The sequence below is a fragment of the Sphaerimonospora cavernae genome (assembly GCF_042435035.1).
In the GTDB taxonomy this organism is placed as follows: Bacteria; Actinomycetota; Actinomycetes; order Streptosporangiales; family Streptosporangiaceae; genus Sphaerimonospora; species Sphaerimonospora cavernae.
This window is the reverse complement of sequence record NZ_JBHMQT010000058.1, coordinates 44450-68744: the sequence shown is the minus strand read 5'-3', so window position 1 is coordinate 68744 and position 24295 is coordinate 44450. Positions and strand designations below refer to the sequence as shown.

Here is a 24295-nt window from a genome sequence, read left to right as displayed (position 1 = left end):
GGTTTCATAACTCAAGGTCGGCTCGCATTCCACGGTTGCTGTGATAGCGACGCAATTTTACGGTCACGTGCCGGTGATTTGGGACCAGTGGGCTTTGAGGTAGGCCTTGGCCTGGTCCTGCTGCGGGATGGTGAGCACCACCGGAGTGCCGGAGGCCGCGGGGAGCTTGGCCGCCGCGTCCCGGTCCACGGTCCCGCGCATCTCCATCGCCTCCATCCGGGCCGGCCGGGCGTACGCCCTCAGGAAGAGGTTCTGGCCCTCGTCGGAGAGCAGGAACTCCTCCCACAGTCGGGCGGCGGCCGGGTGCGGCGCCTCGGCGTTGATGGCCTGGAGGTAGTAGGACGCGAGCACCTCGCCCCGCGGGATGGTCACGTGCCAGGACTTCTGGTCTCTGGCGGCGGCCGCCGAGTTCATGAAGTCCCAGTCGAGCACGGCCGTGGCGCGGTCGGGGCGGCTGAGCATCCCGCCCTTCTTGAGCCGGGAGAAGAAGTCGACCCCACGCGCCGCGTCCGGCTGCCCGCCCTGAAGCGATGCGGCCATCACGCCGCTGAACGCCGACGCCATCCGCCGCGGGTCGCCGGGCAGCGCGACCTGGGCGCCCGGCCGGAGCAGTGCGGCGTAGGACGTCGGCGCGGGAAGCTTGCGCGGGTCGTAGCCGATCGACATGTAACCGCCGTACGCCGCGTACCAGAGGCCCTTGGGGTCCTTCAAGGTGTCCGGGATGTCCGTCCAGTGGCCGATCTGGTACGGCGCGAATTTCTTCGCGTTGGCGACGGCGACACCGAGGCTGAGATCGAACACGTCGGGCGCGTCCTTGGTGCCGCTCAGCCGGGTGGCCGCGTCGATCTGCTGCCTGCTGCTCGCGTCCGGCGTGGAGCTGACGACCTTGATGCCGTACTTGTCCGAGAATCGGGAGATGATCTCCCCGTAGCCGACCCAGTTGCGGGCCAGTCCGACGACGGTGAGCGTTCCCTCCTTCTTGGCCGCGTCGACCAGCCGGTCCATCGTGCCGAACCCCTCGCTCAGGCTCGAGGCCCGGGGGTTCACCGGCGGAAGCTTCTTGTCTGTCGGCTGCGGCGTCGAGCACGAGGTCGTCACCGAGGCGGTCACGGAGACGGTCACAAAGGCGAGGATCGCCGTCACAGCACGGGCACGAATGGTCACGCCCCGAATATCCGTGAATCAGGGCCACCGGGCGAGTAGGCACGCGGCGGCCGGTGCCGCCGTTTGCCCGGGGATTACCGGCCCATTCAGCCGGGGTTCCGCCGAGGCGCCGAGAGGGGCTGACTGGTGGATCTCCCAAGAGACCCGCGCGGGGCGCCATCTCGGCACCGGCTCACCGGGACGGCACGACCTTGCCCGCCACCAGTGTCTCCTCGGCGATCTCGACCAGCGTGCCGTCCCGCTTCCGTACGGCGAGCACGCCGTCGTGCCAGGATTCCAACACGCCGACGGCGTCGCGGAAGCCGCCCGGCACCCTGCGCCGCAACGTCACCCGTCGTCCCACGTCATCCGGGTTGACGGTGACCACGAGCCGAGCTACGAGGCGAGGCTCCACGGCAACCACCCCCTCCTGTTTCCGGCGACAGTCGGGCAACGCAATACTAGGTAATAGCAACCGCGGTCGAGCAGTGTGAACCCAGAAGGAGCCCGAGGTGACCTACGTCATCGCGCAGCCTTGCGTGGATGTCCTGGACAAGGCGTGTGTTGAGGAATGCCCCGTCGACTGCATCTACGAGGGCGAGCGCATGCTCTACATCCACCCCGACGAGTGCGTGGACTGCGGGGCCTGCGAGCCGGTCTGCCCGGTCGAGGCGATTTTCTACGAGGACGACCTTCCCGACCAGTGGAAGGACTTCTACAAGGCCAATGTCGAGTTCTTCGAGGAGCTCGGGTCCCCGGGTGGCGCCTCGAAGGTCGGCAAGATCCACAAGGACCACCCCGTCGTGGCCGCCCTCCCGCCGCAGGCCGAGGGGCACTGACGGACGACCGGGGCCGGGGGAGGCGTCCTCCGGCCCGGCCGTGGTACGCGCGTGCCGCCGCACTCGCGTACCGCATCCAAGCACCGCACTGACGAGGGGATTTTCTTGATCGCGTTGCCGGACTTCCCGTGGGATCGGCTGCTGCCGTACCAGGACCTGGCGCGGGCGCATTCCGACGGGATCGTCGACCTGTCGGTCGGCACCCCGGTCGACCCGGTGCCCCCCGTCGTCCGTACGGCACTGGCCGAGGCCGCCGACAGCCCCGGTTATCCCCTGACGTACGGAACCCCGCGGCTGCGTGAGGCGGCCGCGGGATGGCTGCGGCGCCGCCACGGGGTGACCGTCGATCCGGCGGACATCCTCCCGATCATCGGTTCCAAGGAGCTGGTGGCTTGGCTGCCGACACTCCTCGGCGTGGGCCCCGGCGAGCGCGTCGTGCTCCCCGAGCTGGCCTATCCCACCTATGACGTCGGGGCCAGGATCGCGGGGGCCGAGCCGTACGCCGCGGACGGGCTGCTGGCGCTGGGGCCCGAGCGGGTGCCGCTCGTGTGGGTGAACTCCCCGTCCAATCCGACGGGCAAGGTGCTGCCGGCCGAGCATCTGCGCAAGGTCGTGGCGTGGGCGCGCGAGCGCGGTGCGGTCGTGGCCTCCGACGAGTGCTACATCGAGCTGGGCTGGGAGGAGCAGCCCATCTCGATCCTCCATCCCGACGTGTGCGGCGGATCACAGGAGGGCCTGCTGGCGGTCCACTCGCTGTCGAAGCGGTCGAACCTCGCCGGATATCGCGCCGGGTTCGTCGCGGGGGATTCCTCGCTCGTCAAGCGCCTGCTCGAGGTGCGCAAGCACGCGGGCATGATTATGCCCGCACCGGTCCAGGCCGCGATGGCCGTCGCGCTCGACGACGACCGGCACGCGCAGGAGCAGCGGGAGCGGTACGCCTGGCGCCGGGCCGTGCTGCGGCCGGCACTCGAGCGGGCGGGCTGGCGGATCGAGCACTCGACGGCGGGCCTCTATCTGTGGGCCACCAACGGCACGAACTGCTGGGACCAGGTACGCGCGCTCGCCGAGAAGGGGATTCTCGTGGCGCCGGGCGACTTCTACGGGGACGCCGGCCGCTCCCACATCCGTGTCGCGATCACCGCCACGGACGAGCGGGTCGACGCCGCCGTAATGCGGCTTCAGTAAGCCTCCAGTAGGATCGCCCGGCATGGCGACAGCGGTCGTGCTTGTGTTGAGTTTTGCCACAATTGTTGTGGTTTTGGGTGCTTTTGTCGCGAGTTCGCGGCAGAAGAACCGCGCACCGGCTCCGATCCCGGTGCCGCCGTCGCCGGACGATACCGAGCGGGGAGACGGCGGGGGTTCCGCCAACGAACCCGACTACTTCGATCCCAGGACGATCAGGGTCGGCGACACGGTCTACGTCCAGGCCGCGCGGCTGCGGGTCCTCGGCGCGCTGCACCTGGGCCTGCAGGGCGACCAGTGGACCGAATACCTGCTGGACGACGGCACCCGGCGCGCCCAGTGGCTGTCGGTGAAGGAACGGCCGGGCCCGGCGGAGGGCGTCCCCGGTCACCTGGAGGTCATGCTGTGGACCGAGGTTCCCACCCAGGGCATGGTCCCGGCCAAGCACATGCTGATCTTGGAAGGCGTCGAGTTCTATCCCTTCGACCGAGGCACGGCGTCCTTCCGCTCCGAGGGGACGACGGGCTTTCCCGACCGCGGCCTGCTCGACTTCGCCGACTACCGGGCCGCCGACGGCCGCCATCTGTCCTTCCAGCGCTTCCAGGGAGGTCGGTGGGTCTCGTCCCACGCCCATCCGCTGCCCCCCGGGTCGATCTCCGTGGCGGGCCTTCCCTGATGTCGTGGGTAGGTTCTGTACGTGAGTAGGCGTCCATCTCGAACCGCTATGACCATCGTGGTCATCGTCGCCCTGCTGGCGGGCGGCATCTACTTCGGCGTCTATCACCTGTTGAAGAAGGCCCGGCCGTTCGCGCTCGGCGAACACTGCATCATCGACACCCCCGATGGAACGCTCGATCTCGACATCGAGCAGACGCAGATCGCCGCCACGATCGCGGCCGTCGCGGCGCGGCGGAGGCTGCCGGAGCGGGCGCTGCAGATCGCCTACGTGACCGCCATCCAGGAGTCGAAGCTGGCGAACCTGCCGTACGGCGATCGCGACTCGGTCGGCGTGTTCCAGCAGCGGCCGTCCCAGGGCTGGGGCACATCCGACGAGCTCCAGGATCCCGTCTACGCGACCAGGAAGTTCTTCGCCGCCTTGGAGAAGGTGAGTCGCTACCGGACCCTGCCGCTGCACGACGCGGCCCAGGCCGTACAGCGCTCGGCCGACGGCTCCGCCTACGCCCAGCACGAGCCGGCCGCCAGGATCCTCGCCGCGGCGTTCACCGGCCGCGTCCCCAGGGCGGTGCACTGCTGGTACCCGCCGCCGGCCGACTCGGTCAAGGCCCGACCGGCGGCGGCGCGCAAGCAGCTCCTGCGGGCGCTCGGCGACGACTCCTCGCCCAAACGCGGCTGGTTGATCGCCGCGTGGTACGTGGCGCACGCGCAGAAGTACGGCCTGCGGCAGGTGCGCTATGACGGGGTCGCCTGGACGGCGGCCGCCGGCCACGACGGCTGGCTGAAGGACGCCAAGGGCGGTGGCAAGGCCGTCGGGGCCGTGCAGATCGCCTGACCGGCACGACTAAGGTCAGGAGGCATGCGGCTTGACCTTGCACAGGATGTGGGAGCGCTGACGGCGCAGCTGGTGGACATCGAGTCCGTGAGCGGGGCGGAGAAGGAGCTCGCCGACGCGATCGAGGAGGCCCTGCTCCCGCTGGGCCACCTGACCGTACGGCGCGACGGCCAGAACATCGTGGCCCGCACCGAGCTCGGGCGCGCCGAGCGGGTCGTGATCGCCGGGCACCTCGACACGGTGCCGGTGGCCGGCAACCTGCCGAGCCGGGTGGCCGACGGCGTTCTCCACGGCTGCGGCACCTCCGACATGAAGAGCGGCATGGCCGTACAACTCAAGCTCTGCCTGCTGGAGAACCCGAACCGGGATCTGACCTTCGTCTTCTACGACTGCGAGGAGGTCGAGGCGGAGCGCAGCGGCCTGCTGCGGCTGACCCGCGAGCACCCGGACTGGCTGGCCGGCGACTTCGCGATCGTGATGGAGCCGACCAACGGGCTGATCGAGGGCGGCTGCCAGGGCACGCTGCGGGTCGAGGTCGTGGCTCACGGCGTACGCGCGCACAGCGCACGGTCGTGGGAGGGCCTGAACGCCATCCACGCGATCAAGCCGATCATCGACGCGCTGGATCGCTACGAGGCCCGCAGGCCCGTCGTCGACGGCCTGGAATATCACGAAGGGCTCAACGCCGTCGCCGTACGCGGCGGGGTCGCGGGCAACGTCATCCCGGACGAGTGCGTGGTGACGGTCAACTACCGTTTCGCCCCGGATCGCACCCTTGATGAGGCCTTCGATCACGTCCGCGAGGTGTTCGACGGGTTCGAGGTCCGGCTCACCGACGGCGCCCCCGGCGCCCGCCCTGGGCTGACCCACCCGGTGGCCGCGGCCTTCGCGGCGGCGATCGGCGGCGAGCCGTGCGCCAAGCTGGGCTGGACCGACGTCGCCAGGTTCTCCGCTCTCGGCATGCCGGCGGTCAACTGCGGGCCGGGCGACCCCAACGTCGCGCACACGAGCGGCGAACACGTCAGCCTGGCGAAGATCGCGGAGTGTGAGCGCCGCATGGTCGACTGGCTGACCGTGTGAGTCCGGTGGGAACCGGCAGAAAGACGAAGGTGACTTTCCTCGTCGGCCATTAGACGGGGAAAGCCACCTTCGATCCCGAGCAGCACCCTCGCCTCTTAGACGGCGCCACCTCCGATCCCGGTTCCGTACGGTTTCAAGATTGTTCACCTCCGTGGGCTAGCGTGGACAGGCATGAATTCCCAGATGCCCGAACGCCGCCAGGGACCGTCACTGGTCCGCGGCGACCTCGTTCCGAAATCCACGTATGACCAGCGCCTGCTCGATCGCAAGGGCCCGACCGGATGGCTGCACGAGGACCCCTGGCGGGTTCTGCGCATCCAGTCGGAGTTCGTCGAGGGATTCAGCGTCCTCGCCGAACTGCCCACGGCGGTGACGGTCTTCGGCTCCGCCCGCGTCCCGCCGGACAGCCCCGACTACGAGCTCGGCGTACGGCTCGGCTCGGCGCTGGCCGAGGCGGGCTTCGCGGTGATCACGGGAGGCGGTCCCGGCCTCATGGAGGCGGCCAACAAGGGCGCGATGGAGGCCGGCGGCATCTCCGTGGGACTGGGTATCGAACTGCCCCACGAGCAGCGCCTCAACGACTACATCAATCTCGGCGTCGAGTTCCGCTACTTCTTCGTGCGCAAGACGATGTTCACCAAGTACGCCTGCGGATTCATCGCGCTGCCCGGAGGGTTCGGCACGCTCGACGAGCTGTTCGAGTCGCTGACCCTCGTGCAGACGCACAAGGTCACCTCATTCCCGGTGATCTTGATGGGATCGGACTTCTGGGGGCCCCTGCTGGACTGGGTCCGCGGCACGCTGGCGGAGACCGGCAAGATCTCCCCGCGCGACGTCGATCTGCTCTCGGTCACGGACGATCCCGACGAGGCCGTTCGGATCGTCGTCGAGGCCGCCCGGCGCAACGGTGATCGATAGGGTGGCCCGGTGTTCGTCTGCGTGTACTGCTCGTCCAGCCAGAAGATCGATCGCAAGTACCTCAGCCTCGCCAGGGATGTGGGTGCTGAGCTGGCCCGGCGTGGTCACGGCCTGGTCAGCGGAGGGGCGATCGTCTCCTGCATGGGTGAGGTCGCGAGAGCCGTACGGGACGGTGGCGGCCACACCGTGGGGGTGATCCCCCAGGCGCTGGTGGACATCGAGATCGCCGACACCGAAGCCGACGAGTTGGTCGTCACGGCGGACATGCGGGAGCGCAAGGGCGTCATGGACGCCCGCGCCGACGCGTTCCTCGTGCTGCCGGGCGGCATCGGCACGCTGGAGGAGCTCTTCGAGATCTGGACCACCCGCGTGCTGGGCCTCCATGATCGACCGTTGGTCGTGCTCGACCCGTGGGGCCTGTACGAGCCGTTGCGCGATCTCGTCGACGGGATGTACGAGCAGGGCTTCACCCGGCCGAACGTCTTCGACGGGATCTCCTGGGCGACCACGGTCGAGGAGGCCCTCGACCTGCTCGACAGGCCGGGTCCGCCGCTGCGGCCGACCGGGGAGGAGCTGGGCGAGTAGCGGTGGGGCAATCATGATTATTTAGTGGTTTATGTGCTTTTTGTCCGCTGTTGCGGTTAGTGTGGGCAATCACCCGCGGAAGCCAAGGAGCGTCCAGGGGCGGTGTGCCCCGGGACGCGACCAGGGAGGTTTCCCCCGTAACGACCGCAGGGAGCTGTTTCCTATGCGAGGGCGCGTCCACTCCCAGACGAGCCATCCGGATCACGGCCGGTCGGAGACCCTGTCAGGACCGGCGGACGACTCCAGCCCCGTGAACAAGAAGACCCTTGTCATCGCCGCCTCCGCCCTGGTCGCCGTATTGGCCGCAGGCGGCGTCGGCTTCGCCGTTCTGAGCGGATCCGATGATCCTGCCCGAGGTCCGGCGCCCGCGGCGCCCGCGGCGTCGGAGCAGGCAGGAGCCGATCAGTCCAGTGCCGATCAGTCCAGTGCCGACCAGCCCGGTGGTGAGGGCGGCGACCAGGCTCAGGCGCCGGGCGGGGCCGGCGACACGGAGGGTTCCGGCGGCGGCGGGGCCTCCGGCGGCGCGGGAACCCGGACCGACAAAAGCGGCGCGACCGGCGACGGCGCCGCGAGCAAGCCGCGCGACACCGGCAAGAATCGGGCGGACCAGAACAAGGAAGGCTCCGGCTCGGGTTCGACGGGTTCGGCCGCGGATGACGCCGGCTCTCCAGCGGACGGTCCGGCCGGGCTCATCCCCGGCGAGTGCGCCAAGAGCGGGTGTTAGGGAGCCGGGCTTCGCGACTTGTGGCACGATTCGTAATGTGCTGATCGTACTCGTCATCGCCGGAATCGCCGTCGTCGGGTGCGTGGTGCTGGCCTCCCTCGGACACGGCGGTGAGATGGCCGAGTTCCCGCCTGACGTGCCGCCGCTCGATCTGCCCGACGTTCACCGGATGACCGCGGCGGACCTGGTCGTGCTGCGCCTCCCGATCAGCATCGTGGGCTACAACACGGAGGCGGTCGACGAGACGCTGCGGCGGGTCTCGACCGCGCTGAGCGAGCGGGACACGCGGATCGCGGTGCTGGAGCAGCGCCTGGCCGAGTTGACAGCCGGGCGGGTGGAGACGCTCCGGGAGGCGTACGCCCGGCCGGTAGGCGCCCGGCGCGAGCCGGAAAGCCTGTCCGCGGCCGAGGTCTGGCAGGACGATCGGGCGGACGCGGAGGAGTCGTGGTGATCCGCTGCGGCTGGGCCGCCTCGGCGCCCGACTACGCCGCCTACCACGACGACGAGTGGGGCCGGCCGGTCCGCGGCGACGACCGCGTCTATGAGCGGCTGACGCTGGAGGCCTTCCAGTCGGGGCTGTCCTGGCTGACGATCCTGCGCAAACGGGAGAACTTCCGGGCCGCCTTCGCGGGCTTCTCCATCCCCGCCGTGGCCGCGTTCGATGAGTCTGACGTGGCACGGCTGATGGCCGACCCGGGCATCGTACGCAACCGCGCCAAGATCGACGCGGCTGTCTCCAATGCCCGGGTGGCGTTGGAGCTGCCGGGCGGGCTGTCAGACCTGGTCTGGCGGTACGCGGAGGAGCCGGGGACGCCTCCCGGGGCGCTGGCCGACGTCCCGGCCTGGACAGCGGCCTCGACGGCCCTGGCGAAGGAGCTCAGGAAACACGGTTTCCGGTTCGTCGGCCCCACCACCGCGTACGCCCTCATGCAGGCCATCGGCCTGGTGAACGACCACATCGCCGACTGCTGGGTGCGTGCGGAGGTCACCGCTCTTCGAAGCGAGGCAGCGGCTCATTAGCTTTCCAGGCGGCTCATTAGCTTTCCAGACTGCTCAGCTTTCCAGGCTGCGGTCGACGAACGCCGCGGCGGCGGGCAGCAAACGGGCGGCCTCCCGCTCGAAGAAGGCGCGTGCCGCCTCGCCGGGCCAGCCGGTCGGCAGCAGTTCGATGGGCAGCCCGGGGTCGCGGAACAGGAAGTTGCGCCAACCGTGCAGGAGCCTGCTGCGGACCGCGAAGACCAGGTCGTCCGGGGCGCTCTCGGGCAGGGATCCGACGAGGTCGACCGCACCGGTCAGCCAGTCCTCATAAGCCTTGGCGATGCCGTCGAGGTCCCATGCCCGGGCCAGCAGCGTGCGGGGGTCGCCTTCCAACGTCGCTTCGAACCGGTGGCCGGGCACGTGCAGTTCGTCGAGCTCCGGCGAGGGTCGTGGTCCGATCCAGGTCGTCTCCGTCAACGGCGCGTACCCGAGGAAGGTCAGGTCGGCCCGGAGCCGTTCGCGTCTGGCGCGGTCCCTGATCGGCTCGAGCACCAGGATGTGCCACCGTCCCGACCAGGTCATCCCGCCCATGCGGTAGATCCGTGCGGCGGTCTCGTCGAGGCGCCGCTCACACTTCGGAGTGACCGCGTAACCAGGCCCCTGCCGGAGCCGTACGGGATCGAGCCAGCTCTGGCGCACCATGCGGGAGATCGCGGTACGGACGGCCGGGGCGGCGATGCCGAGCGGCGCGAGCAGGCGGACGAGCGCTGCGACCGAGGCACGGCCGCCCCGCGTGCGGAGGTGGTCGCCGTAGAGGTCGAAAAGGGCGGCTCGGGCGTTCATCCCCTCCAGTGTGTAGTCAGGAGCCGCCGGCCACAACGGGGACGAACGGGCATTGATCCACTGAACGGAGCCGGGGCGTTACCTTTTTGAGCCCGGAGGCGGGATAATAAGACATCACAGAAACGTGAATACGCCGGTTACCCCAAGGGTTACCCCGCGGGGCGGCCGACAACGCGGGAAGGGATACACGCATGGCGGCGATGAAGCCGCGGACCGGCGACGGTCCGCTGGAGGTCACCAAGGAAGGACGGGGCATCGTCATGCGGGTCCCGCTTGAGGGTGGTGGCCGACTCGTCGTCGAGCTGTCGGCGGACGAGGCCAGCGCCCTCGGCGACGCGCTGAAGAACGTGGTCGGCTGAACCCCCAGCCGACTGTTGATTAAGGCCCCGGCGCAGGGGGGAGTAACAGCGGGATTCCCCAGCGCCGGGGCCGCTCCGTTCGCTGGAGGTGTTACTTGCCCATCGAGACCACGCCGACCTTCGCCGGGGACCGGGATGCGGTCGTGAACGCGGAGCTCGTCGCCCTGCCCTTCGGGACCGATCTCACGCTCCGCGTCGAGGAGTCGTCGCTCGCGGCGCTCCGCGCCGAACTGCCGGTGCCCCCGGGCGCGTTGCTCGCACACTACGAGGCCAAGGGGGAGGCCGGCGAGGTCTTCGAGCTGCCGGTCATGCGGGGCGACGGCGTCGGCCGCTTTCTGCTGTACGGCACGGGCGACTGCGAGGGACGGGCCCTGCGCAAGGCGGGGGCGGCGCTCGCCAGGAAGGCGAAGGGCCGCGCGTCGCTGACCGTCGTCGTCCCGGAGCGGGGAGACATGGCGGCGCTCGCCGAAGGTGCGCTGCTGGCCACCTACACGTTCACCATCGGCAAAGGCGGCGCCGAACCAGTCGGTGAGATCCAGTTCGCGGGTGGACTGCACACGGGTGGATCGGGCACAGGTGGATCGGGCGCCGGCGGCGGGGGGTTCGCCGATGGGCAGGAGGACGCGCTGCGCCGCGGCGCGGCGGTCGCCCGCGCCACCGCGCTGGCCCGTGACCTCATCAACATGCCCGCCTCCGTGAAGACCCCGGCCTGGCTGGCCGAACAGGCCGCGGCGGTGGCCGCCGACTCCGGCCTTGCCGTACGGATCCGGGACGAGACGGAGCTCGGGGAGTTCGGCGGCATCCGCGCGGTCGGACAGGGGTCGGTCAGCCCGCCCAGACTGGTGGAGCTCTCCTACTCGCCCGAGGGCGCGAGGGCTCACGTGGTGCTCGTCGGAAAAGGGATCACGTTCGACACCGGAGGGTTGTCGCTCAAGCCCACCGACAGCATGAAAGCGATGAAGACCGACATGGCGGGCGGCGCAGCTGTGATCGCCACCATGAGCGCGCTGTCGGCTTTCGCGGCGCCGGTCCGGGTGACCGGGCTGGTCGCCTGCGCGGAGAACGCCATCTCGGGATCGGCCCAGCGGCCGAGCGACGTGATCAGGCAGTATGGCGGGCGCACGGTCGAGGTGCTGAACACCGACGCGGAGGGCCGTCTCGTCATGGCGGACGCGCTGGCCTACGCGGACGCCGAGCTCGATCCCGACGTGATGATCGACATCGCCACGCTGACCGGTGCGGCCAAGGTTGCCCTGGGCCAGCGGGTCGCCGCGCTCTACGCCACCGACGAGTCGCTCGCCGGCGAGTTGCTCGCGGCCGGCGAGGCCGGCGGAGAGCGACTCTGGCGGATGCCTCTGGTGGACGACTACCGGTCCGATCTCGACTCCGACATCGCGGACCTGGCGAACGTGGACCGGAAGATGTCGGGCGCCGCCGGATCGATCACCGCGGCGCTGTTCCTCCGCGAGTTCACCGGCGGGCGGTCCTGGGCCCACCTCGACATCGCCGGCCCGGCCAGGGCGGCGGCGGACGACGCCGAGATCACCAAGGGTGGCACCGGCTTCGGCGTGCGCCTGCTCCTTCGCTACCTGACCGGGTAGACCGGCGGGCAGGCCGGGGTGGGGGCCGGGGTGGGTGGCGGGGCGAGGCGGTGTGATCAGCCGAGCCTGACGGCGGCCAGCAGACCGTCGCCGAGTGGCAGCAGCAGCGGGCGCAGCCGCTCGTCGTTCCTGACCAGCTTGCCCAGTTCGCGCATCGCGACCGTGTCCGGGTCGCGCCGGGTCGGATCGGCGACCTGATCGTCACAGAAGGCGTTGCGGAAGGCGACGACGCCACCTGGGCGCAGCAGCCGTACCGACTCGGTGAGGTAGTCGATGTACTCCTGCTTCGCGGCGTCGCAAAAGACCAGGTCGTATCCGCCGTCGGCGAGACGGGGCAGCACGTCGAGGGCGAGGCCGCCGATCAGGCGGATCCGGCTGCCGGAGAAGCCGGCCTCCGCGAACGTCTGCCGGGCCATCCGCTGGTGTTCCCGCTCGACGTCGACGCTGGTCAACGTGCCGTCGGAGCGCATGCCGCGCAGCAGCCACAGCCCCGAGACTCCGCAGCCGGTGCCGACCTCCACCACGGAGCGGGCGTTGACCGCGGTGGCGAGGAAGCAGAGCGCTGCTCCGCATCCGGGCAGGATCGGGTGCGCTCCGACTTCGATGCCACGCCGGCGCGCGGACCGCAGGATGTCGTCCTCGGGAACGAACTCCTCCGCGTACTCCAGGCTGGCCGGTGTCGCCATCGGCCTCTCCCTCCCTGCTTCCTTCTGGGACGCAGCCTATGGGAGTCGGCCCGGATCGGGAACTCATGCCACAACAGGGACGTTGCACGCTTTGAACGGTCTTTGTTCAAGGCTGCTCGGCACAGGGTGCGCAGGAAGGGGTGAAACCAGGCACTATGGCTTTAGCGACAGTCCTGCAGAGAGGAATGCCGGTGGCCGACGACCACGACCACCAGGCGGAGACTTCGGTGTCCGACTGGACGCCTCCCACATGGGAGGAGGTGGTCCGCACGCATTCCGCCAGGGTTTATCGCCTGGCCTACCGCCTGACCGGCAACGTCCACGACGCCGAGGATCTCACCCAGGAGGTCTTCGTCCGTGTCTTCCGGTCCCTGTCGAGCTACACGCCCGGCACATTCGAGGGCTGGCTGCACCGGATCACGACCAACCTCTTCCTCGACATGGCCCGGCGCAGGCAGCGCATCCGTTTCGAGGGGTTGGCGGACGACGCGGCCGAGCGGCTGCACGGTCGTGAACCTTCACCGGCGCAGGCCTACCACGACGCGCACCTGGAGCCCGACATCCAGGCCGCGCTCGACGCCCTGGCACCGGAGTTCCGAGCGGCGGTCGTGCTGTGCGACATCGAAGGGCTGTCGTACGAGGAGATCGCCGCGACGCTGGGCGTGAAGCTCGGCACCGTGCGCAGTCGCATCCACCGGGGCCGGTCCCAGCTTCGGGAGGCGCTCGACCACCGGGCGCCCTCGGCCAACAGAAATGATCAAACCCCCCCTTCGTTCAGCAGGGAGGGACTATGAGTCATCTCGACGAGCGCGTCTCCGCGCTCATCGACGGCGAACTCGGTCACACCGAACGGGAGCGCGCGCTGGCGCACCTGACGTTCTGTGCGGACTGCCGCGCCGAGGTCGATGCGATGAGGGCGCTGAAGAGCCGCCTCCGTTCGATGGACCCCCCGGCCATGCCGGCGGATCTCACCATGTCGCTGCTGAGGATGTCGGAGCCGGGCGGCCCGCTGCCGCCGCGGATCCGGCCCTTTCCCGATCGCGGCGCGTTCGGCGCCGGAGGCGGGCTTCCGGGCATGCACGGCGGCGCCCCTCCTGACGGTCGGCCGCTGGATAACCGGCCGGGCCGGGTCTCCGGGGCGGTCGGTCCGGGACGGTCCGGCCGGGCCAGGCGGGCCGGTTATGTCGCGGTGGGAGTGGCCTCCGCCGCCATGGCCATCGGGACGATGTTCATGGTGAACGGGGCGGGCGCCCACCAGCGGCCGGTCCCGGGTGAGGGCTTCGTCAACCCGCCGGTTCAGCACCTGGTTCCGACCGCGAAGATCTCACCGACCCCGTCGCGGAGCGCCACCCCAGGGCTCTCTCACTGACCGCTTTCTCGCCGGTGGTTTACCGTAGACCGTGTTGTCCGGATGGATGACGTCGTGTGCGAGGAGTGAGTGTCCCGATGACCGATCACACGCGTTCCTCGGGCGCGACGGACCGGCCCGAGTTCCTGCCTCCTCCGCTGCCGGGGGAGCACGGGGAGCCCCCCGATCAGGGTGGCCGCGGGCAGGGTGACTACGGGCAGGGTGACTACGGGCAGGGCGAGCACGGAGGGTCCTGGGAGCCGGGGGAGGCCTGGGGCCGTGGCACGGATGACGATCCCTACGGGAGGGAAGAGCCAGGCGGCTGGGGGCGGCCTGACGGCGGCCCGGCAGGGGATGCGGCCGGGGATTCGCCGGGTGGTTGGTCGGGAGCCTCGCCCGGCGGGGCGGCCACCGGTCCGTTCGGTGATCCGCCACCCCCTCGGAACGCGTACGGATTGGGGCCCGAGTGGGCGCCGCCGCCGGAGCCGTACGGCGGTCAGAGCCCGCACGGCCGCCAGGAGCCGTACGAACTGGGACACGGACCGCATGGGGCTTACGGCGGCCCGTTCGGTGGCGGGGGGCCGACCGGCGCGGCGACCGTGCGGCGCGGCCCGAGCGGGGCGCTGTTAACGGTGCTGGCCGTGATCATCGCACTCGTGGCCGGCGGCGCCGCGAGCTGGGGAACGTTCCTGCTGACCCGATCGTCCTCGGGCATCGACCCCGGATACACCCTGCCCTCACCCCGCGGCGCGGCCACGTCCCGGCCACCGGAGTCGGTCGCGGGGGTCGCGGCCAGGGTCCTGCCGAGCGTGGTGTCGCTCGAAGTCAAGGGCAACAGCGAGGCGGGCACCGGGTCGGGCTTCGTCATCAAAGGCGGCTACATCGTGACCAACAACCATGTGGTCGCCGTCGCCGCCCGGACGGGGGAGATCCGCATCCGGTTCAACGACCACACGTCGGCAAGCGCCAGGGTCGTCGGCCGGGATCCCAACTCCGACATCGCAGTGGTGAAGCCCGACGGTCCCGTCAGGGCACCGGAACTGCCGCTCGGAAACTCCGACAGCGTCGTCGTCGGCGACCCGGTCATCGCCATCGGTTCACCGCTGGGCCTCAGCGGCACCGTGACCACCGGGATCGTCAGCTCGCTCAACCGCCCGGTCGAGGCGGGCGGATCGACCGGCTCCGACTACGCGCTGATCAACGCGATTCAGACCGACGCGGCGATCAACCCGGGCAACTCCGGCGGCCCGCTGGTCAACGCCTCAGGCGAGGTGATCGGGGTCAACTCGGCGATCGCCACCGTGGGGGCGAACTCGCTGCTCGGCCAGCAGTCGGGCAGCATCGGGCTCGGATTCGCGATCCCGGCCAACCAGGTGCGCCGGATAGCACAGGAGCTGATCACGACGGGTACGGCCCGGACCTCGCGGATCGGCGTCAGCATCGACCAGAGCTACCAGGGCCAGGGGGTGCGCATCGCGAACCAGAGCGGATCGGTCACGGCCGGCGGCCCCGCCGACAAGGCCGGCCTGCGGCCCGGGGACATCATCCTGGAGGTCGACGGCCAGCCGGTGGGCGGCAGCCGCGAGCTGATCGTCACCATCCGGAGCAAGGCCCCGGGCGACAGGGTGAGCATCAAGTTCCGGCACGGCGGCGAGGAACGGACCGCCATGGTGACGATCGGTGCGGCCCCCGCTCCGACCGCCCAGCCCTCCTGAGTCCTGTGGGGCATTAGTCTGAAAGCCAGCCGTTGTCGCGGGAGGAGAACGCCGTGTTCGGACTGGGCTGGCCGGAGATGCTGGCGCTTGTGGTGATCGCCCTGCTCGTGTTCGGTCCGGAGAAGCTTCCTCAGGCGGCCGCGCAGGCGGGCCGTACGCTGCGGCAACTCCGCCAGATGGCGAACAACGCCAAGACCGATCTGCAGACCAATCTGGGGCCGGAGTTCTCCAACTTCGACCCCGCCGATCTGAATCCCAAGAATTTCGTGCGCAAGCACCTGCTCGACGACCTCGAGAAGGACTGGAACGCCCCGGCGGCGATCGACCGCGACCCGCTGCCGCCGACGGTCAACCCGGAACTGGGCTTCGGCGAGATCCCGCCCTACGACAACGAGGCGACCTGAGGCACCGCGTCGCCCCTGTACCGGCGCGGACACCGCCGCTTTCTCGCCGAGCGAGGCGGCGTCCTCCGCCGGAGGTGCTCAGGATCCGATCGTCTGACCGAGTGGCAGCTCGTCTCGCACTGGCGACCGCCGTACGGTCGCGGACTGGGCGAGCATGGCGCCGGCGAGCACCACGGCCCCTCCGATGATCTGGGCGGTGCCCAGACCCTCGCCGAGCAGTACCCACGCGATGAGAGCGCCCGCGATGACCTCGATCGACGAAACCGTGGCGCCGACGGCGGCCGAGAGCCTGCGTACGGCGATGACGCCGGTGACGTAGGCGGCGACCGTCGCGACCAGCACCATCCAGGCCGCGGCGCCGGCGACCGGCAGTGCGTGATCGCCCACCGCGGCGGTCCGGGCGAACGCGGACCAGGGGATGTCCCAAGGGCGCGAGATGGGCAGCAGGATCACTGCGGCGCCGACCATGCCCCAGCAGATCAGGCCGAGCGGGTCGATGTCGTCCCCGAAGCCATCGCTCATCAGGAAATACCCGGCGCTGCAGGCAGCGGAGGCGAGGGCTGCCAGGACACCGATCACGTCCAGCCGCATCCCGTGCCAGACCTCCACGACGACGGCGAGGCCGACGACCGCGACGAGCGCGCCCAGGTAGGCCGTGGCCGCCAGCCGTACCCGGCGGATGAGACGCACCCAGACGACGACCAGCACGGGCGAGGTGTATTCGAAGAGCAACGCCACCCCGACCGGCAGCCGGGTGATCACGAAGAAGAACAGGCCCTGGACTCCGGCGACCGCGATCACGGCGTAGGCGGCGAAGAACAGCATGCGGTCACGGGGGACGCGCAGCGCGCGCGGCCGGACGATCGCCAGCACCAGCAGCATGACCAGCCCGGCTCCCGCCATGCGTACCCAGACCGACTCGAGCGGGCTGAGGCCCGCCTCGCCGAGGAACCTCGCCATCGGCCCGGAGAACCCGAAACTGAAGGCCGAAACGACCGCGATCGCCAGGCTGACAGCCTTCATCCATCACCTGCTCTGTAATTACCATGGAAGGGATTTGATCCTGTCATATCCCGAACTTCTCCCGCCAGGTGGCGCCGCGCCCCTCGGCGGCGGCCCTTGCGTACCCTGACAGGGTGGATCGGATCTTCTTGGCACGGCTGGCCGGGCTCGCGGTCTTCGATCCGGTCGGCGACCAGATCGGCCGGATCCGGGACGTCGTGGTTTCGCTGCGCGGACCGCTGCCGCCGCGGGTGCACGGGTTCGTGGTCGAGGTCCAGCCACGCCGCAGAGTGTTCCTGCCGATCACCAGGATCACCAGCATCGAGGTGGGCGCGGTGATCTTCACGGGCAAGCTCAACATGCGGCGGTTCGAACAGCGCAGCACCGAGACGCTCGCCATCGGGGAACTGCTCGACCTGGCCGTGGAGTTCAAGGGCGAGCGGGTGACGGTCCAGGACCTCGCCATGGAGCAGCCCCGTCCCTCGGACTGGCTGATCGCGAAGGTCGCCGTACGGCGCGGCACCCGGCGCAGGGGCGAGACCCACGTGGTGGACTGGGACGAGGTCACCGGCTTCGGCGTGGCCCAGAAGGACCAGGGCGCGGCCAACCTCCTCGCCGCCTTCGAGGCGCTGCGCCCGGCAGACCTCGCCAACATGCTGCACGAACTGCCGGACAAGCGGATGGCGGAGGTGGCCTCCGCGCTCAACGACGATCGGCTCGCCGATGTGCTGGAGGAACTTCCCGAGCGGGATCAGGTGATCGTGTTGAGCCGGCTGAACCGGGAGCGGGCCGCCGACGTGCTGGAGGCGATGAGCCCCGACGACGCGACCGACCTGCTGCAGGAACTGCCGCCGGAGCAGGCGGAGGGGCTGCTGCGGCTGATGGTGCCCGAGGAGGCCGCCCCCGTACGGCGGCTGCTGACCTACGCCGAGCACACGGCGGGCGGCATGATGACAACGGAGCCGGTGATCCTCCCCCCGACCTCGACCGTGGCCGAGGCGCTCGCGCACGTCAGGCAGCAGGAGCAGACGCCCGCGGTCGCGGCCCAGGTGTACGTGACCCGTCCGCCCGGCGAGACGCCGACCGGCCGCTTCCTCGGCGTCGTGCACTTCCAGCGGCTGCTGAGAGAGCCGCCGTCGACCCTGCTCGGCGGCGTGATAGACATCACCGTGGACCCGATCAGACCGGAGTTCACGATCCCCGAGGTGGCCTGCTACCTCGCCACGTACAACCTGGTCGCGGCCCCCGTCGTGGACGAGCACGGGCGCCTGCTCGGCGCGGTGACCGTCGACGACGTGCTGGACCACATGCTGCCGCAGGACTGGCGGGAGAGGCAATGACCGAACGACTCGACCAGCCGCGTGAGTTGGCCCCCCTCCGCATCCGGCCCTACTACGACCCCGAGGCGTTCGGACGCCTTTCCGAGCGGATCGCCCGGTTCCTGGGGACCGCCCGGTTCATCGTGTACATGACCGTGTTCATCGCGGTCTGGCTGCTCTGGAACACTCTCCTGCCGGTCAAGTTCGATCCGTACCCGTTCATCTTCCTCACCCTGATGCTCTCGCTCCAGGCGTCGTACGCCGCGCCGCTCATCCTGCTGGCGCAGAACCGGCAGGCCGACCGCGACCGCGTGCAGTACGAGCAGGACCGGATGCGAGCCGAGCGCAACCAGGCCGAGATCGAGTACCTCATCCGTGAGATCGCGGCCCTGCGCCTGGCACTCGGCGAGGTCGCGACCAGGGACTACATTCGATCCGAACTGCAGCACCTTCACGAGGACCTCAGGGAAGACCTCAGGGACGGCGCCGCCCGGCACTGATCCGGCCTGGATTGTCCGTCAGATCACCCGCCCCGCATTAGGAAGAACCCGCCCGCGTCCATAGCATGGATTCATGGCACCATCCCCAGAACTGGTCAGGGCTGCGCTCGCAACCGTCAACGACCCCGAGATCCGCCGGCCGATCACCGAACTCGACATGGTCAAGGAGCCCATCGAGATCTCCCCGGACGGGGTGGTGCGCGTCGGGATCTACCTAACGATCGCCGGCTGCCCGCTCAAGGACCGGATCACTCGGGATGTCACCGAGGCGGTCTCGAAGGTCGAGGGCGTGACCCGGGTCCATGTGGACCTGGACGTCATGAGCGAGGGCCAGCGCAAGAACCTGCAGACCAAGCTCCGCGGCGACCGGGGACCGGAGAAGGAGATCCCCTTCGCCAAGGCGAACTCGCTGACGAGGGTGTTCGCGGTCGCCAGCGGCAAGGGCGGCGTCGGCAAGTCGTCCGTCACCGTCAACCTCGCCGCGGCGATGGCCTCCTCCGGCCTCAAGGTCGGCGTCGTGGACGCCGACATCTACGGCCACTCGGTGCCGCGCATGCTCGGTGTCGGCGAGCGGCCCACCAAGGTCGAAGACATGATCATGCCGCCGGTCGCGCACGACATCAAGGTGATCTCGGTCGGGATGTTCAAGCCGGAGGGGAACACTCCGGTGGTCTGGCGCGGGCCGATGCTCGACCGGGCGCTCTACCAGTTCCTCACCGACGTCTTCTGGGGCGACCTGGACGTGCTGCTGATGGACCTGCCGCCGGGCACCGGTGACATCGCGATCTCGGTGGCCCAGCGGATGCCGACGGCGGAGATCCTCGTGGTCACCACCCCGCAGCAGGCCGCGGCCGAGGTGGCCGAGCGGGCCGGTTCGATCGCGGCCCAGACCCACCAGCAGATCGCCGGCGTCATCGAGAACATGTCGTGGCTGCCGTGCCCGCACTGCGACGAGCGGGTCGCGGTCTTCGGCGAGGGCGGCGGCCAGGCGGTGGCCGACGCGCTGACCCGGACGCTCGGCGCCCGCGTGCCGCTGCTCGGCCAGGTGCCGATCGACCTGCGGCTGCGTGAGGGCGGCGACGAGGGCAAGCCGCTCGTCCTGACCGACCCCGACGCGCCCGCCGCGGTCGAACTGCGCCGCATCGCGGCCGAGCTGGGCAAGAAGCCCGGCGGCAGCCTCAAGGGCCGCAAGCTGGACCTCTCCCCGATCAAGCACTGATCCACTCACCCGGGACCGGCCGCCGTGAGCGGCACGACAACAGCGTGACGGCGGCCCAGGGGATGCGGTTTCCCGCTATGACTTCCGACCTGGTCGTACCGGTCCGCTCGAACTGAGCGCGAAATGAATGAGGCTATGCGGCGGGGGTGAGTCGTACGACGAAGGACTGCTCGGCCCAGCGGGCGAGCAGTCCTGCGGCGTCGTGGGCGTTGAGCCGCTCCCTGGCGAGCGCCGCCACCGCGTCCCCGGTCGCCGACTGATCGACGATCTCGACGGCGGCGGGGAAGCGGACGAGTTCGGCGCCGTTGTCCTTGCTCCTGAGGGTGATCTCGACCTCGGTCATTTCGGTCAACCCGGGCAGGGACTGCTCGTCGCCGCCGGTCACGACGTAGATCGCCCCGTCGTGCCACACGTGCCAGGCCAGCCGCCGTCCGGAGGGGAGCGTGATCCACAGCACGCTCGACTTCTTCGCACCCTCTTCGATCAGCGGCAGACTCATGCCTTCAGCCTCTCACGCCCTCGGAGGCGCGGTCAGCGGTTGGCGAGCTTCCAGGCGGCGGGGAGGATGCCGGCCGCCAGAGAAATCTTGAGGAGGTCGCCGACGACGAACTTCCCGGCGCCCGCCCACAGGGCGGTCCCGAGGTCGAGGCCGGTCACCGCGACCAGCACCGGCAGACCGAAAGCGTAGATGACCAGGTTGCCGAGGACCATCGTGCCGACCGTACGGAGCACCGTACGGTCACCGCCACGCTGCGCCATCCAGCCGACGAGAGAGGCGGCGGCGATGAAGCCGAGCACATAGCCGAACGTCGCGCCGCCGAATCCGTGCGCGCCACCGGCGAACCACGGGATTCCGGCCACCCCCGCCGCCATGTAGAGGAGCATGCTGAGAAACGCGCGGTTCATGCCGAGCGCGGCTCCGACCAGGACCACGGCGAACGTCTGGCCGGTGACGGGGACGAGGTCGCCGGGGAGAGGAATGCTGACCTGCGCGGCCAGACCGGTCAGCCCCGCGCCGGCCGCGACGAGTACGGCGTCGCGCACGCGGGCGGCGGTACTGCCGGGAACGGCGGGGATGAGGTCGGACAGCACGGCGGGGCGTGCCCCGGTGGCGGTGGCGTTGGCCATCGATCACTCCTAACAAGGCTGCGCGGTCGCCTCCACAGCCTGGCGGTCCTTCGGTCTGGCGCGGAGGTCTCTTTTACCGTTGACCATTCTTTGCCGAATCGCGGCGCGAGTCGTACAAGCTGAAGACCAAGAACGTCTGGCATGATTTGTAGGTATCCGATAGCGGCTGCCGTGCCGCACCGGGAAAAGTGCGAGATATCAGACGCCTGGTGAAGACGGGTTGTAGCAGTCCTACCAAGGGTGTCCGCGACCTCACCCTGACCTGCCGAGGCGGGAGGGTACCGCTAGCGTGGAGCTCATGCGTGCACGACGTTCGTGCCTGGCCGTGCCGGGCAGCAATCCCCGCTTCATCGAGAAGGCTCAGGGGTTGGCGGCCGATGAGATCTTCCTCGACCTGGAGGACTCGGTGGCGCCCGACGCGAAGGAGGACGCGCGTAAGAACGTCGTCGGCGCGCTGCGCGAGGGCGACTGGACCGGCAAGACCGTCGTCGTCCGTGTGAACGATCTGACCACGCAGTGGACCTACCGCGACGTGATCGAGATCGTGGAGGCGGCCGGTGACCGGCTCGACTGCGTCATGCTGCCGAAGGTTCAGGACGCCTCGCACGTGGTCTGGCTGGCCACACTGCTGGGCCAGATCGAGAGGGCGGCGGGGCTGCCGGAGGGCGGCATCGGGATCGAGGCCCAGATCGAGAACGCCGCCGGGCTCGTCAACGTGGACGCCATCGCCGCGTCTTCGCCGCGTCTGGAGACGCTGGTGTTCGGCCCGGCCGACTTCATGGCCTCGATCGGCATGCGGACGCTGGTCGTAGGCGAGCAGCCGCCGGGGTACGGCGAGGGCGACGCCTACCACTACATTCTGATGCGGATCCTGATGGCCGCCAGGGCACACGATCTGCAGGCGATCGACGGCCCGTACCTGCAGATCCGTGACGTGGACGGCCTGCGCAGGGTGGCCCGCCGGTCGGCCGCGCTGGGTTTCGACGGCAAATGGGTGCTCCACCCTGGTCAGGTGGACGTGGTCAACGAGGTCTTCTCGCCGTCGCAGCGGGATTACGACCACGCCGAACTGATCCTCGACGCCTACGAGTACTACACGACGGTCGAGAAGCGGGGCGCCGTCATGCTCGGCGACGAGATGATCGACGAGGCGTCCCGCAAGATGGCCCTGGTCGTGGCCGCCAAGGGCCGGGCCGCCGGCCTCGCCCGCACCGCCGCCTTCATCCCGCCGTCGTCCACATAGCCGTCGTCCATTCACCACCTGGCCGTCGTGAGTGATCCGATTAGTCGGGTATGAATGACGAGGTGTACCCGCCGCCATATCAGTGGCCGCCGCCCGCTCGCATGCCTTGGGTCATGCCGCCTCCGGCGGCGGTGAGGTACGACCAGTTGGCTCGAACGCCGCTGCATCGCTGGTGGCGGCCGATCCTCGGCACGCTGGCCGCGGTGGGCGGTTTCCTGATCGTGTCGCTCGGGCTCGTCATGGCCGCGTGGACGGTCGCCACGCTGGCACGCCTTCCCCTCGTGATGAGCGGGGACCGGATGTTCGTCGATCCGCTCCTCGACCTCGGCTTCCATCTCAGCGTGATCGCGTTGGCCATTCCGGTGGTGTACGGCACGGCATGGGCGATCCAGCGTCGCCCGCCGGGGACGCTCTCCTCGGTCGTCGGCCGGCTCCGCTGGAACTGGCTGGCGATTTGCCTGCTGGTGGCGGTCGGGGCCGTCGTGCTCGGCCAACTCGCTGAGGCGGTGACGCTGCTGCTCACGGGGATGGATCCGGTGTACGGCTGGGCCGGCTGGGAGACGTTCCTCCCGCCAGCGATCGTCATCCTGGTGCTCGTACCCTTCCAGGCCGCCGCCGAGGAGTACATGTTCCGCGGATGGATCATCCAGGCCTTCGGCGCCTATCTGCGTAACCCCTGGCCCGGCATCCTGCTGGGCGCGAGCGCCTTCGCCGCGCTGCACGGCTACACCGACTGGGGGATCGCGTACGTCTTCGGGTTCGGGGTGCTGATGGGGTGGCTGGCGGTCCTCACCGGAGGCCTGGAGGCCCCCATCGCGCTCCACGCGACGAACAACGTCATGGCTTTCGGCATCGTCGCCGCCTCGGGAGACCTGGACAGCGCGCTCCAGCAGGGAGAGCTGCCCTGGCAGTCCGTCGTCGGCACGGTCGTGCAGTTCGCTGTGTACGGCGGTGCGGTAGTAGTAATCGCCCGAAGACGGGCAATTCGGTCCCTCTCTAGATAAATCTGTCCCTGGAGGTCTGGTCGCATCGGCGTTCGCGTGTTGCTCTTGATTGGTGTTCGGGTATCACAATGATCACGTTCGCCTTGGCGTAACCCCGGTGGAGCGGCCAGGCACATCCTCCAGGAGGTACTGAACGTGGCCCCGGGCCCTCATGAACGTGACCACCCGTCCGCCGGCGACGGTGACCACCGGCCGTCGCCGCCGACACTGCACCATTCGCCGCCGGCCCCGTCCCCTTGGGCGCTTCCGCCGTTCGCCGCTCCTTTATCCGAAGACCCCGAATCCGAAGACCCCGAGTCATCGACGCGTGCGGAACCGTCCCGGCAGCCTCCCGCCGACGAGTTCGAGGAGATCCGAGAGCTGGAAGGGATCCAGGAACTGGAGGGGATCCACGAGCCGGCGGGCGTTCAGGGTCTCGGGGCCCAGGGTCTCGGGACAGCACAGGATTTCGGGACAGCCCAGGATCCCGGGGTGACACAGGCCACCGAACGGCCGGATGACATCGGGTCGGATGCCTGGGCCCCCCGGACTGACCCCTCGCACTCGGATCTTTCACAGTCCGAACAGCGGAGCGGCCGCAATCCCTACGCCGCGCCGTACGGCATGGCCCAATCGAGACAGGCCCAATCGAGACAGGCACAGCCACAGCCGAGACATGGCCGGAAGCCGGAATCCGAACCCAAACCTGAACCCGACCTCGACCTCGACCTTGGGCTCGATCCCGACCCCGATCCCGACCCCGGGCGCGGAAGCGGCACCGGATCGGCGGCGACGCCCCGGAGCGGACGACGGCTGGTGACGCGGCCGGACAAGCTGGTGGCCGCCGGCCGCACCAAGAGCTCGCCGGTGTCACCGGTACCACCATGGGAGACACCGGGACGTACGCCCCAGACCTCCCCGCCGAGGATCCCGGGGACGCCCACACCTCGCGCCCACATCGCCTGGGGCGAACCGGAGGTGAGGCC

At 69.7% G+C, this 24295-nt stretch carries 28 protein-coding genes; 21 read left to right on the top strand and 7 right to left on the bottom strand.

Annotated features, from left to right (window positions below):
- Window positions 1–63: 63 nt before the first annotated feature.
- The gene (locus ACFHYQ_RS26155) at window positions 64–1164 is read right to left on the bottom strand and encodes an ABC transporter substrate-binding protein (RefSeq protein WP_394303795.1); all 1101 of its coding nucleotides are present in this window, start codon (window positions 1162–1164) and stop codon (window positions 64–66) included.
- A gap of 172 nt (window positions 1165–1336) precedes the next feature.
- On the bottom strand, window positions 1337–1558 hold the full coding sequence (locus ACFHYQ_RS26150; protein WP_394303794.1) for a putative acetyltransferase: 222 nt from the start codon (window positions 1556–1558) through the stop codon (window positions 1337–1339).
- A gap of 97 nt (window positions 1559–1655) precedes the next feature.
- On the opposite strand from ACFHYQ_RS26150, the gene fdxA reads away from it, so the two are divergent.
- From fdxA to ACFHYQ_RS26100, 10 genes are all read left to right on the top strand, one after another.
- Entirely contained in the window at window positions 1656–1982 is a 327-nt protein-coding gene (gene fdxA, locus ACFHYQ_RS26145) for a ferredoxin (RefSeq protein ID WP_204013536.1), read from the top strand.
- Window positions 1983–2087: 105 nt separating this feature from the next.
- Window positions 2088–3167, top strand: a complete 1080-nt coding sequence (gene dapC, locus ACFHYQ_RS26140) for a succinyldiaminopimelate transaminase (RefSeq protein WP_394303793.1) — start codon at window positions 2088–2090, stop codon at window positions 3165–3167.
- Between the two features lie 67 nt (window positions 3168–3234).
- Window positions 3235–3840: a DUF4178 domain-containing protein gene (locus tag ACFHYQ_RS26135; RefSeq protein WP_394303792.1), complete on the top strand. Its 606-nt coding sequence runs from the start codon at window positions 3235–3237 to the stop codon at window positions 3838–3840.
- A 48-nt stretch (window positions 3841–3888) separates the two neighbouring features.
- Window positions 3889–4674, top strand: a complete 786-nt coding sequence (locus ACFHYQ_RS26130; protein ID WP_394303791.1) for a hypothetical protein — start codon at window positions 3889–3891, stop codon at window positions 4672–4674.
- A gap of 24 nt (window positions 4675–4698) precedes the next feature.
- A complete protein-coding gene (gene dapE, locus ACFHYQ_RS26125) occupies window positions 4699–5754 on the top strand; it encodes a succinyl-diaminopimelate desuccinylase (RefSeq protein ID WP_394303790.1) in 1056 nt (351 codons plus the stop codon).
- A 171-nt stretch (window positions 5755–5925) separates the two neighbouring features.
- Window positions 5926–6672, top strand: a complete 747-nt coding sequence (locus ACFHYQ_RS26120) for an LOG family protein (RefSeq protein WP_394303789.1) — start codon at window positions 5926–5928, stop codon at window positions 6670–6672.
- A 9-nt stretch (window positions 6673–6681) separates the two neighbouring features.
- Window positions 6682–7257 (top strand): LOG family protein, encoded by a 576-nt coding sequence (locus tag ACFHYQ_RS26115; protein ID WP_394303788.1) that lies wholly within the window; start codon window positions 6682–6684, stop codon window positions 7255–7257.
- 163 nt (window positions 7258–7420) lie between these two features.
- Window positions 7421–7981, top strand: a complete 561-nt coding sequence (locus ACFHYQ_RS26110; RefSeq protein ID WP_394303787.1) for a hypothetical protein — start codon at window positions 7421–7423, stop codon at window positions 7979–7981.
- Window positions 7982–8018: 37 nt separating this feature from the next.
- Window positions 8019–8432 carry a hypothetical protein gene (locus ACFHYQ_RS26105; RefSeq protein ID WP_394303786.1) on the top strand — a complete coding sequence of 138 codons (414 nt, stop codon included), beginning with the start codon at window positions 8019–8021 and terminating at the stop codon, window positions 8430–8432.
- Window positions 8426–9001 carry a DNA-3-methyladenine glycosylase I gene (locus ACFHYQ_RS26100; protein ID WP_394303785.1) on the top strand — a complete coding sequence of 192 codons (576 nt, stop codon included), beginning with the start codon at window positions 8426–8428 and terminating at the stop codon, window positions 8999–9001. Before ACFHYQ_RS26105 ends, ACFHYQ_RS26100 begins: the two co-directional genes overlap by 7 nt.
- A 33-nt stretch (window positions 9002–9034) precedes the next feature.
- Here ACFHYQ_RS26100 and ACFHYQ_RS26095 read toward each other — a convergent pair whose 3' ends face one another.
- Window positions 9035–9802, bottom strand: coding sequence for a PaaX family transcriptional regulator (locus tag ACFHYQ_RS26095; RefSeq protein WP_394303784.1), 768 nt, complete (start codon window positions 9800–9802; stop codon window positions 9035–9037).
- A gap of 191 nt (window positions 9803–9993) precedes the next feature.
- Here ACFHYQ_RS26095 and ACFHYQ_RS26090 point away from each other — a divergent pair, with 191 nt between their 5' ends.
- Both ACFHYQ_RS26090 and ACFHYQ_RS26085 read left to right on the top strand, forming a co-directional pair.
- Window positions 9994–10161 (top strand): DUF3117 domain-containing protein, encoded by a 168-nt coding sequence (locus ACFHYQ_RS26090; protein ID WP_083502187.1) that lies wholly within the window; start codon window positions 9994–9996, stop codon window positions 10159–10161.
- A 95-nt stretch (window positions 10162–10256) separates the two neighbouring features.
- On the top strand, window positions 10257–11762 hold the full coding sequence (locus ACFHYQ_RS26085; RefSeq protein WP_394303783.1) for a leucyl aminopeptidase: 1506 nt from the start codon (window positions 10257–10259) through the stop codon (window positions 11760–11762).
- A 56-nt stretch (window positions 11763–11818) separates the two neighbouring features.
- Here the strand turns inward: ACFHYQ_RS26085 and ACFHYQ_RS26080 are convergent, their stop codons facing one another.
- The gene (locus ACFHYQ_RS26080) at window positions 11819–12448 is read right to left on the bottom strand and encodes an O-methyltransferase (RefSeq protein WP_394303782.1); all 630 of its coding nucleotides are present in this window, start codon (window positions 12446–12448) and stop codon (window positions 11819–11821) included.
- Between the two features lie 185 nt (window positions 12449–12633).
- Between ACFHYQ_RS26080 and sigE the strand changes: the two genes are divergently transcribed.
- From sigE to ACFHYQ_RS26060, 4 genes are all read left to right on the top strand, one after another.
- Window positions 12634–13242 (top strand): RNA polymerase sigma factor SigE, encoded by a 609-nt coding sequence (gene sigE / locus ACFHYQ_RS26075; protein WP_394303810.1) that lies wholly within the window; start codon window positions 12634–12636, stop codon window positions 13240–13242.
- The gene (locus tag ACFHYQ_RS26070) at window positions 13239–13817 is read left to right on the top strand and encodes an anti-sigma factor family protein (RefSeq protein WP_394303781.1); all 579 of its coding nucleotides are present in this window, start codon (window positions 13239–13241) and stop codon (window positions 13815–13817) included. The genes sigE and ACFHYQ_RS26070 overlap by 4 nt, the downstream gene beginning before the upstream one ends.
- 77 nt (window positions 13818–13894) lie before the next feature.
- The gene (locus tag ACFHYQ_RS26065; protein ID WP_394303780.1) at window positions 13895–15511 is read left to right on the top strand and encodes a S1C family serine protease; all 1617 of its coding nucleotides are present in this window, start codon (window positions 13895–13897) and stop codon (window positions 15509–15511) included.
- Between the two features lie 53 nt (window positions 15512–15564).
- On the top strand, window positions 15565–15915 hold the full coding sequence (locus tag ACFHYQ_RS26060) for a sec-independent translocase (RefSeq protein WP_394303779.1): 351 nt from the start codon (window positions 15565–15567) through the stop codon (window positions 15913–15915).
- A gap of 78 nt (window positions 15916–15993) precedes the next feature.
- Here ACFHYQ_RS26060 and ACFHYQ_RS26055 read toward each other — a convergent pair whose 3' ends face one another.
- Entirely contained in the window at window positions 15994–16938 is a 945-nt protein-coding gene (locus ACFHYQ_RS26055; RefSeq protein WP_394303778.1) for an EamA family transporter, read from the bottom strand.
- Window positions 16939–17051: 113 nt separating this feature from the next.
- Between ACFHYQ_RS26055 and ACFHYQ_RS26050 the strand changes: the two genes are divergently transcribed.
- From ACFHYQ_RS26050 to ACFHYQ_RS26040, 3 genes are all read left to right on the top strand, one after another.
- Window positions 17052–18257, top strand: a complete 1206-nt coding sequence (locus ACFHYQ_RS26050) for a magnesium transporter MgtE N-terminal domain-containing protein (protein ID WP_394303777.1) — start codon at window positions 17052–17054, stop codon at window positions 18255–18257.
- On the top strand, window positions 18254–18736 hold the full coding sequence (locus ACFHYQ_RS26045) for a DUF1003 domain-containing protein (protein ID WP_394303776.1): 483 nt from the start codon (window positions 18254–18256) through the stop codon (window positions 18734–18736). Before ACFHYQ_RS26050 ends, ACFHYQ_RS26045 begins: the two co-directional genes overlap by 4 nt.
- A 73-nt stretch (window positions 18737–18809) precedes the next feature.
- Window positions 18810–19955, top strand: coding sequence for an Mrp/NBP35 family ATP-binding protein (locus ACFHYQ_RS26040; RefSeq protein WP_204013587.1), 1146 nt, complete (start codon window positions 18810–18812; stop codon window positions 19953–19955).
- Window positions 19956–20088: 133 nt separating this feature from the next.
- On the opposite strand, the gene ACFHYQ_RS26035 is transcribed toward ACFHYQ_RS26040, so the two are convergent.
- Window positions 20089–20454 carry a hypothetical protein gene (locus tag ACFHYQ_RS26035; RefSeq protein WP_394303775.1) on the bottom strand — a complete coding sequence of 122 codons (366 nt, stop codon included), beginning with the start codon at window positions 20452–20454 and terminating at the stop codon, window positions 20089–20091.
- 32 nt (window positions 20455–20486) lie between these two features.
- Window positions 20487–21083 carry a biotin transporter BioY gene (locus ACFHYQ_RS26030; RefSeq protein WP_394303774.1) on the bottom strand — a complete coding sequence of 199 codons (597 nt, stop codon included), beginning with the start codon at window positions 21081–21083 and terminating at the stop codon, window positions 20487–20489.
- A 298-nt stretch (window positions 21084–21381) separates the two neighbouring features.
- Between ACFHYQ_RS26030 and ACFHYQ_RS26025 the strand changes: the two genes are divergently transcribed.
- Window positions 21382–22326: an HpcH/HpaI aldolase/citrate lyase family protein gene (locus tag ACFHYQ_RS26025; protein WP_394303773.1), complete on the top strand. Its 945-nt coding sequence runs from the start codon at window positions 21382–21384 to the stop codon at window positions 22324–22326.
- A 113-nt stretch (window positions 22327–22439) separates the two neighbouring features.
- The gene (locus ACFHYQ_RS26020; protein ID WP_394303772.1) at window positions 22440–23330 is read left to right on the top strand and encodes a CPBP family intramembrane glutamic endopeptidase; all 891 of its coding nucleotides are present in this window, start codon (window positions 22440–22442) and stop codon (window positions 23328–23330) included.
- Window positions 23331–24295 lie beyond the last annotated feature (965 nt).

Coding starts and splice junctions, on each gene's coding strand:
- ACFHYQ_RS26130 (WP_394303791.1), top strand. CDS start 3,889: ATGACCATCGTGGTCATCGTCGCCCTGCTGGCGGGCGGCATCTACTTC.
- dapE (WP_394303790.1), top strand. CDS start 4,699: ATGCGGCTTGACCTTGCACAGGATGTGGGAGCGCTGACGGCGCAGCTG.
- ACFHYQ_RS26120 (WP_394303789.1), top strand. CDS start 5,926: ATGAATTCCCAGATGCCCGAACGCCGCCAGGGACCGTCACTGGTCCGC.
- ACFHYQ_RS26110 (WP_394303787.1), top strand. CDS start 7,421: ATGCGAGGGCGCGTCCACTCCCAGACGAGCCATCCGGATCACGGCCGG.
- ACFHYQ_RS26095 (WP_394303784.1), bottom strand. CDS start 9,802: ATGAACGCCCGAGCCGCCCTTTTCGACCTCTACGGCGACCACCTCCGC.
- ACFHYQ_RS26090 (WP_083502187.1), top strand. CDS start 9,994: ATGGCGGCGATGAAGCCGCGGACCGGCGACGGTCCGCTGGAGGTCACC.
- ACFHYQ_RS26080 (WP_394303782.1), bottom strand. CDS start 12,448: ATGGCGACACCGGCCAGCCTGGAGTACGCGGAGGAGTTCGTTCCCGAG.
- sigE (WP_394303810.1), top strand. CDS start 12,634: ATGCCGGTGGCCGACGACCACGACCACCAGGCGGAGACTTCGGTGTCC.
- ACFHYQ_RS26070 (WP_394303781.1), top strand. CDS start 13,239: ATGAGTCATCTCGACGAGCGCGTCTCCGCGCTCATCGACGGCGAACTC.
- ACFHYQ_RS26065 (WP_394303780.1), top strand. CDS start 13,895: ATGACCGATCACACGCGTTCCTCGGGCGCGACGGACCGGCCCGAGTTC.
- ACFHYQ_RS26055 (WP_394303778.1), bottom strand. CDS start 16,938: ATGAAGGCTGTCAGCCTGGCGATCGCGGTCGTTTCGGCCTTCAGTTTC.
- ACFHYQ_RS26045 (WP_394303776.1), top strand. CDS start 18,254: ATGACCGAACGACTCGACCAGCCGCGTGAGTTGGCCCCCCTCCGCATC.
- ACFHYQ_RS26040 (WP_204013587.1), top strand. CDS start 18,810: ATGGCACCATCCCCAGAACTGGTCAGGGCTGCGCTCGCAACCGTCAAC.
- ACFHYQ_RS26035 (WP_394303775.1), bottom strand. CDS start 20,454: ATGAGTCTGCCGCTGATCGAAGAGGGTGCGAAGAAGTCGAGCGTGCTG.
- ACFHYQ_RS26030 (WP_394303774.1), bottom strand. CDS start 21,083: ATGGCCAACGCCACCGCCACCGGGGCACGCCCCGCCGTGCTGTCCGAC.
- ACFHYQ_RS26025 (WP_394303773.1), top strand. CDS start 21,382: ATGCGTGCACGACGTTCGTGCCTGGCCGTGCCGGGCAGCAATCCCCGC.
- ACFHYQ_RS26020 (WP_394303772.1), top strand. CDS start 22,440: ATGCCGCCTCCGGCGGCGGTGAGGTACGACCAGTTGGCTCGAACGCCG.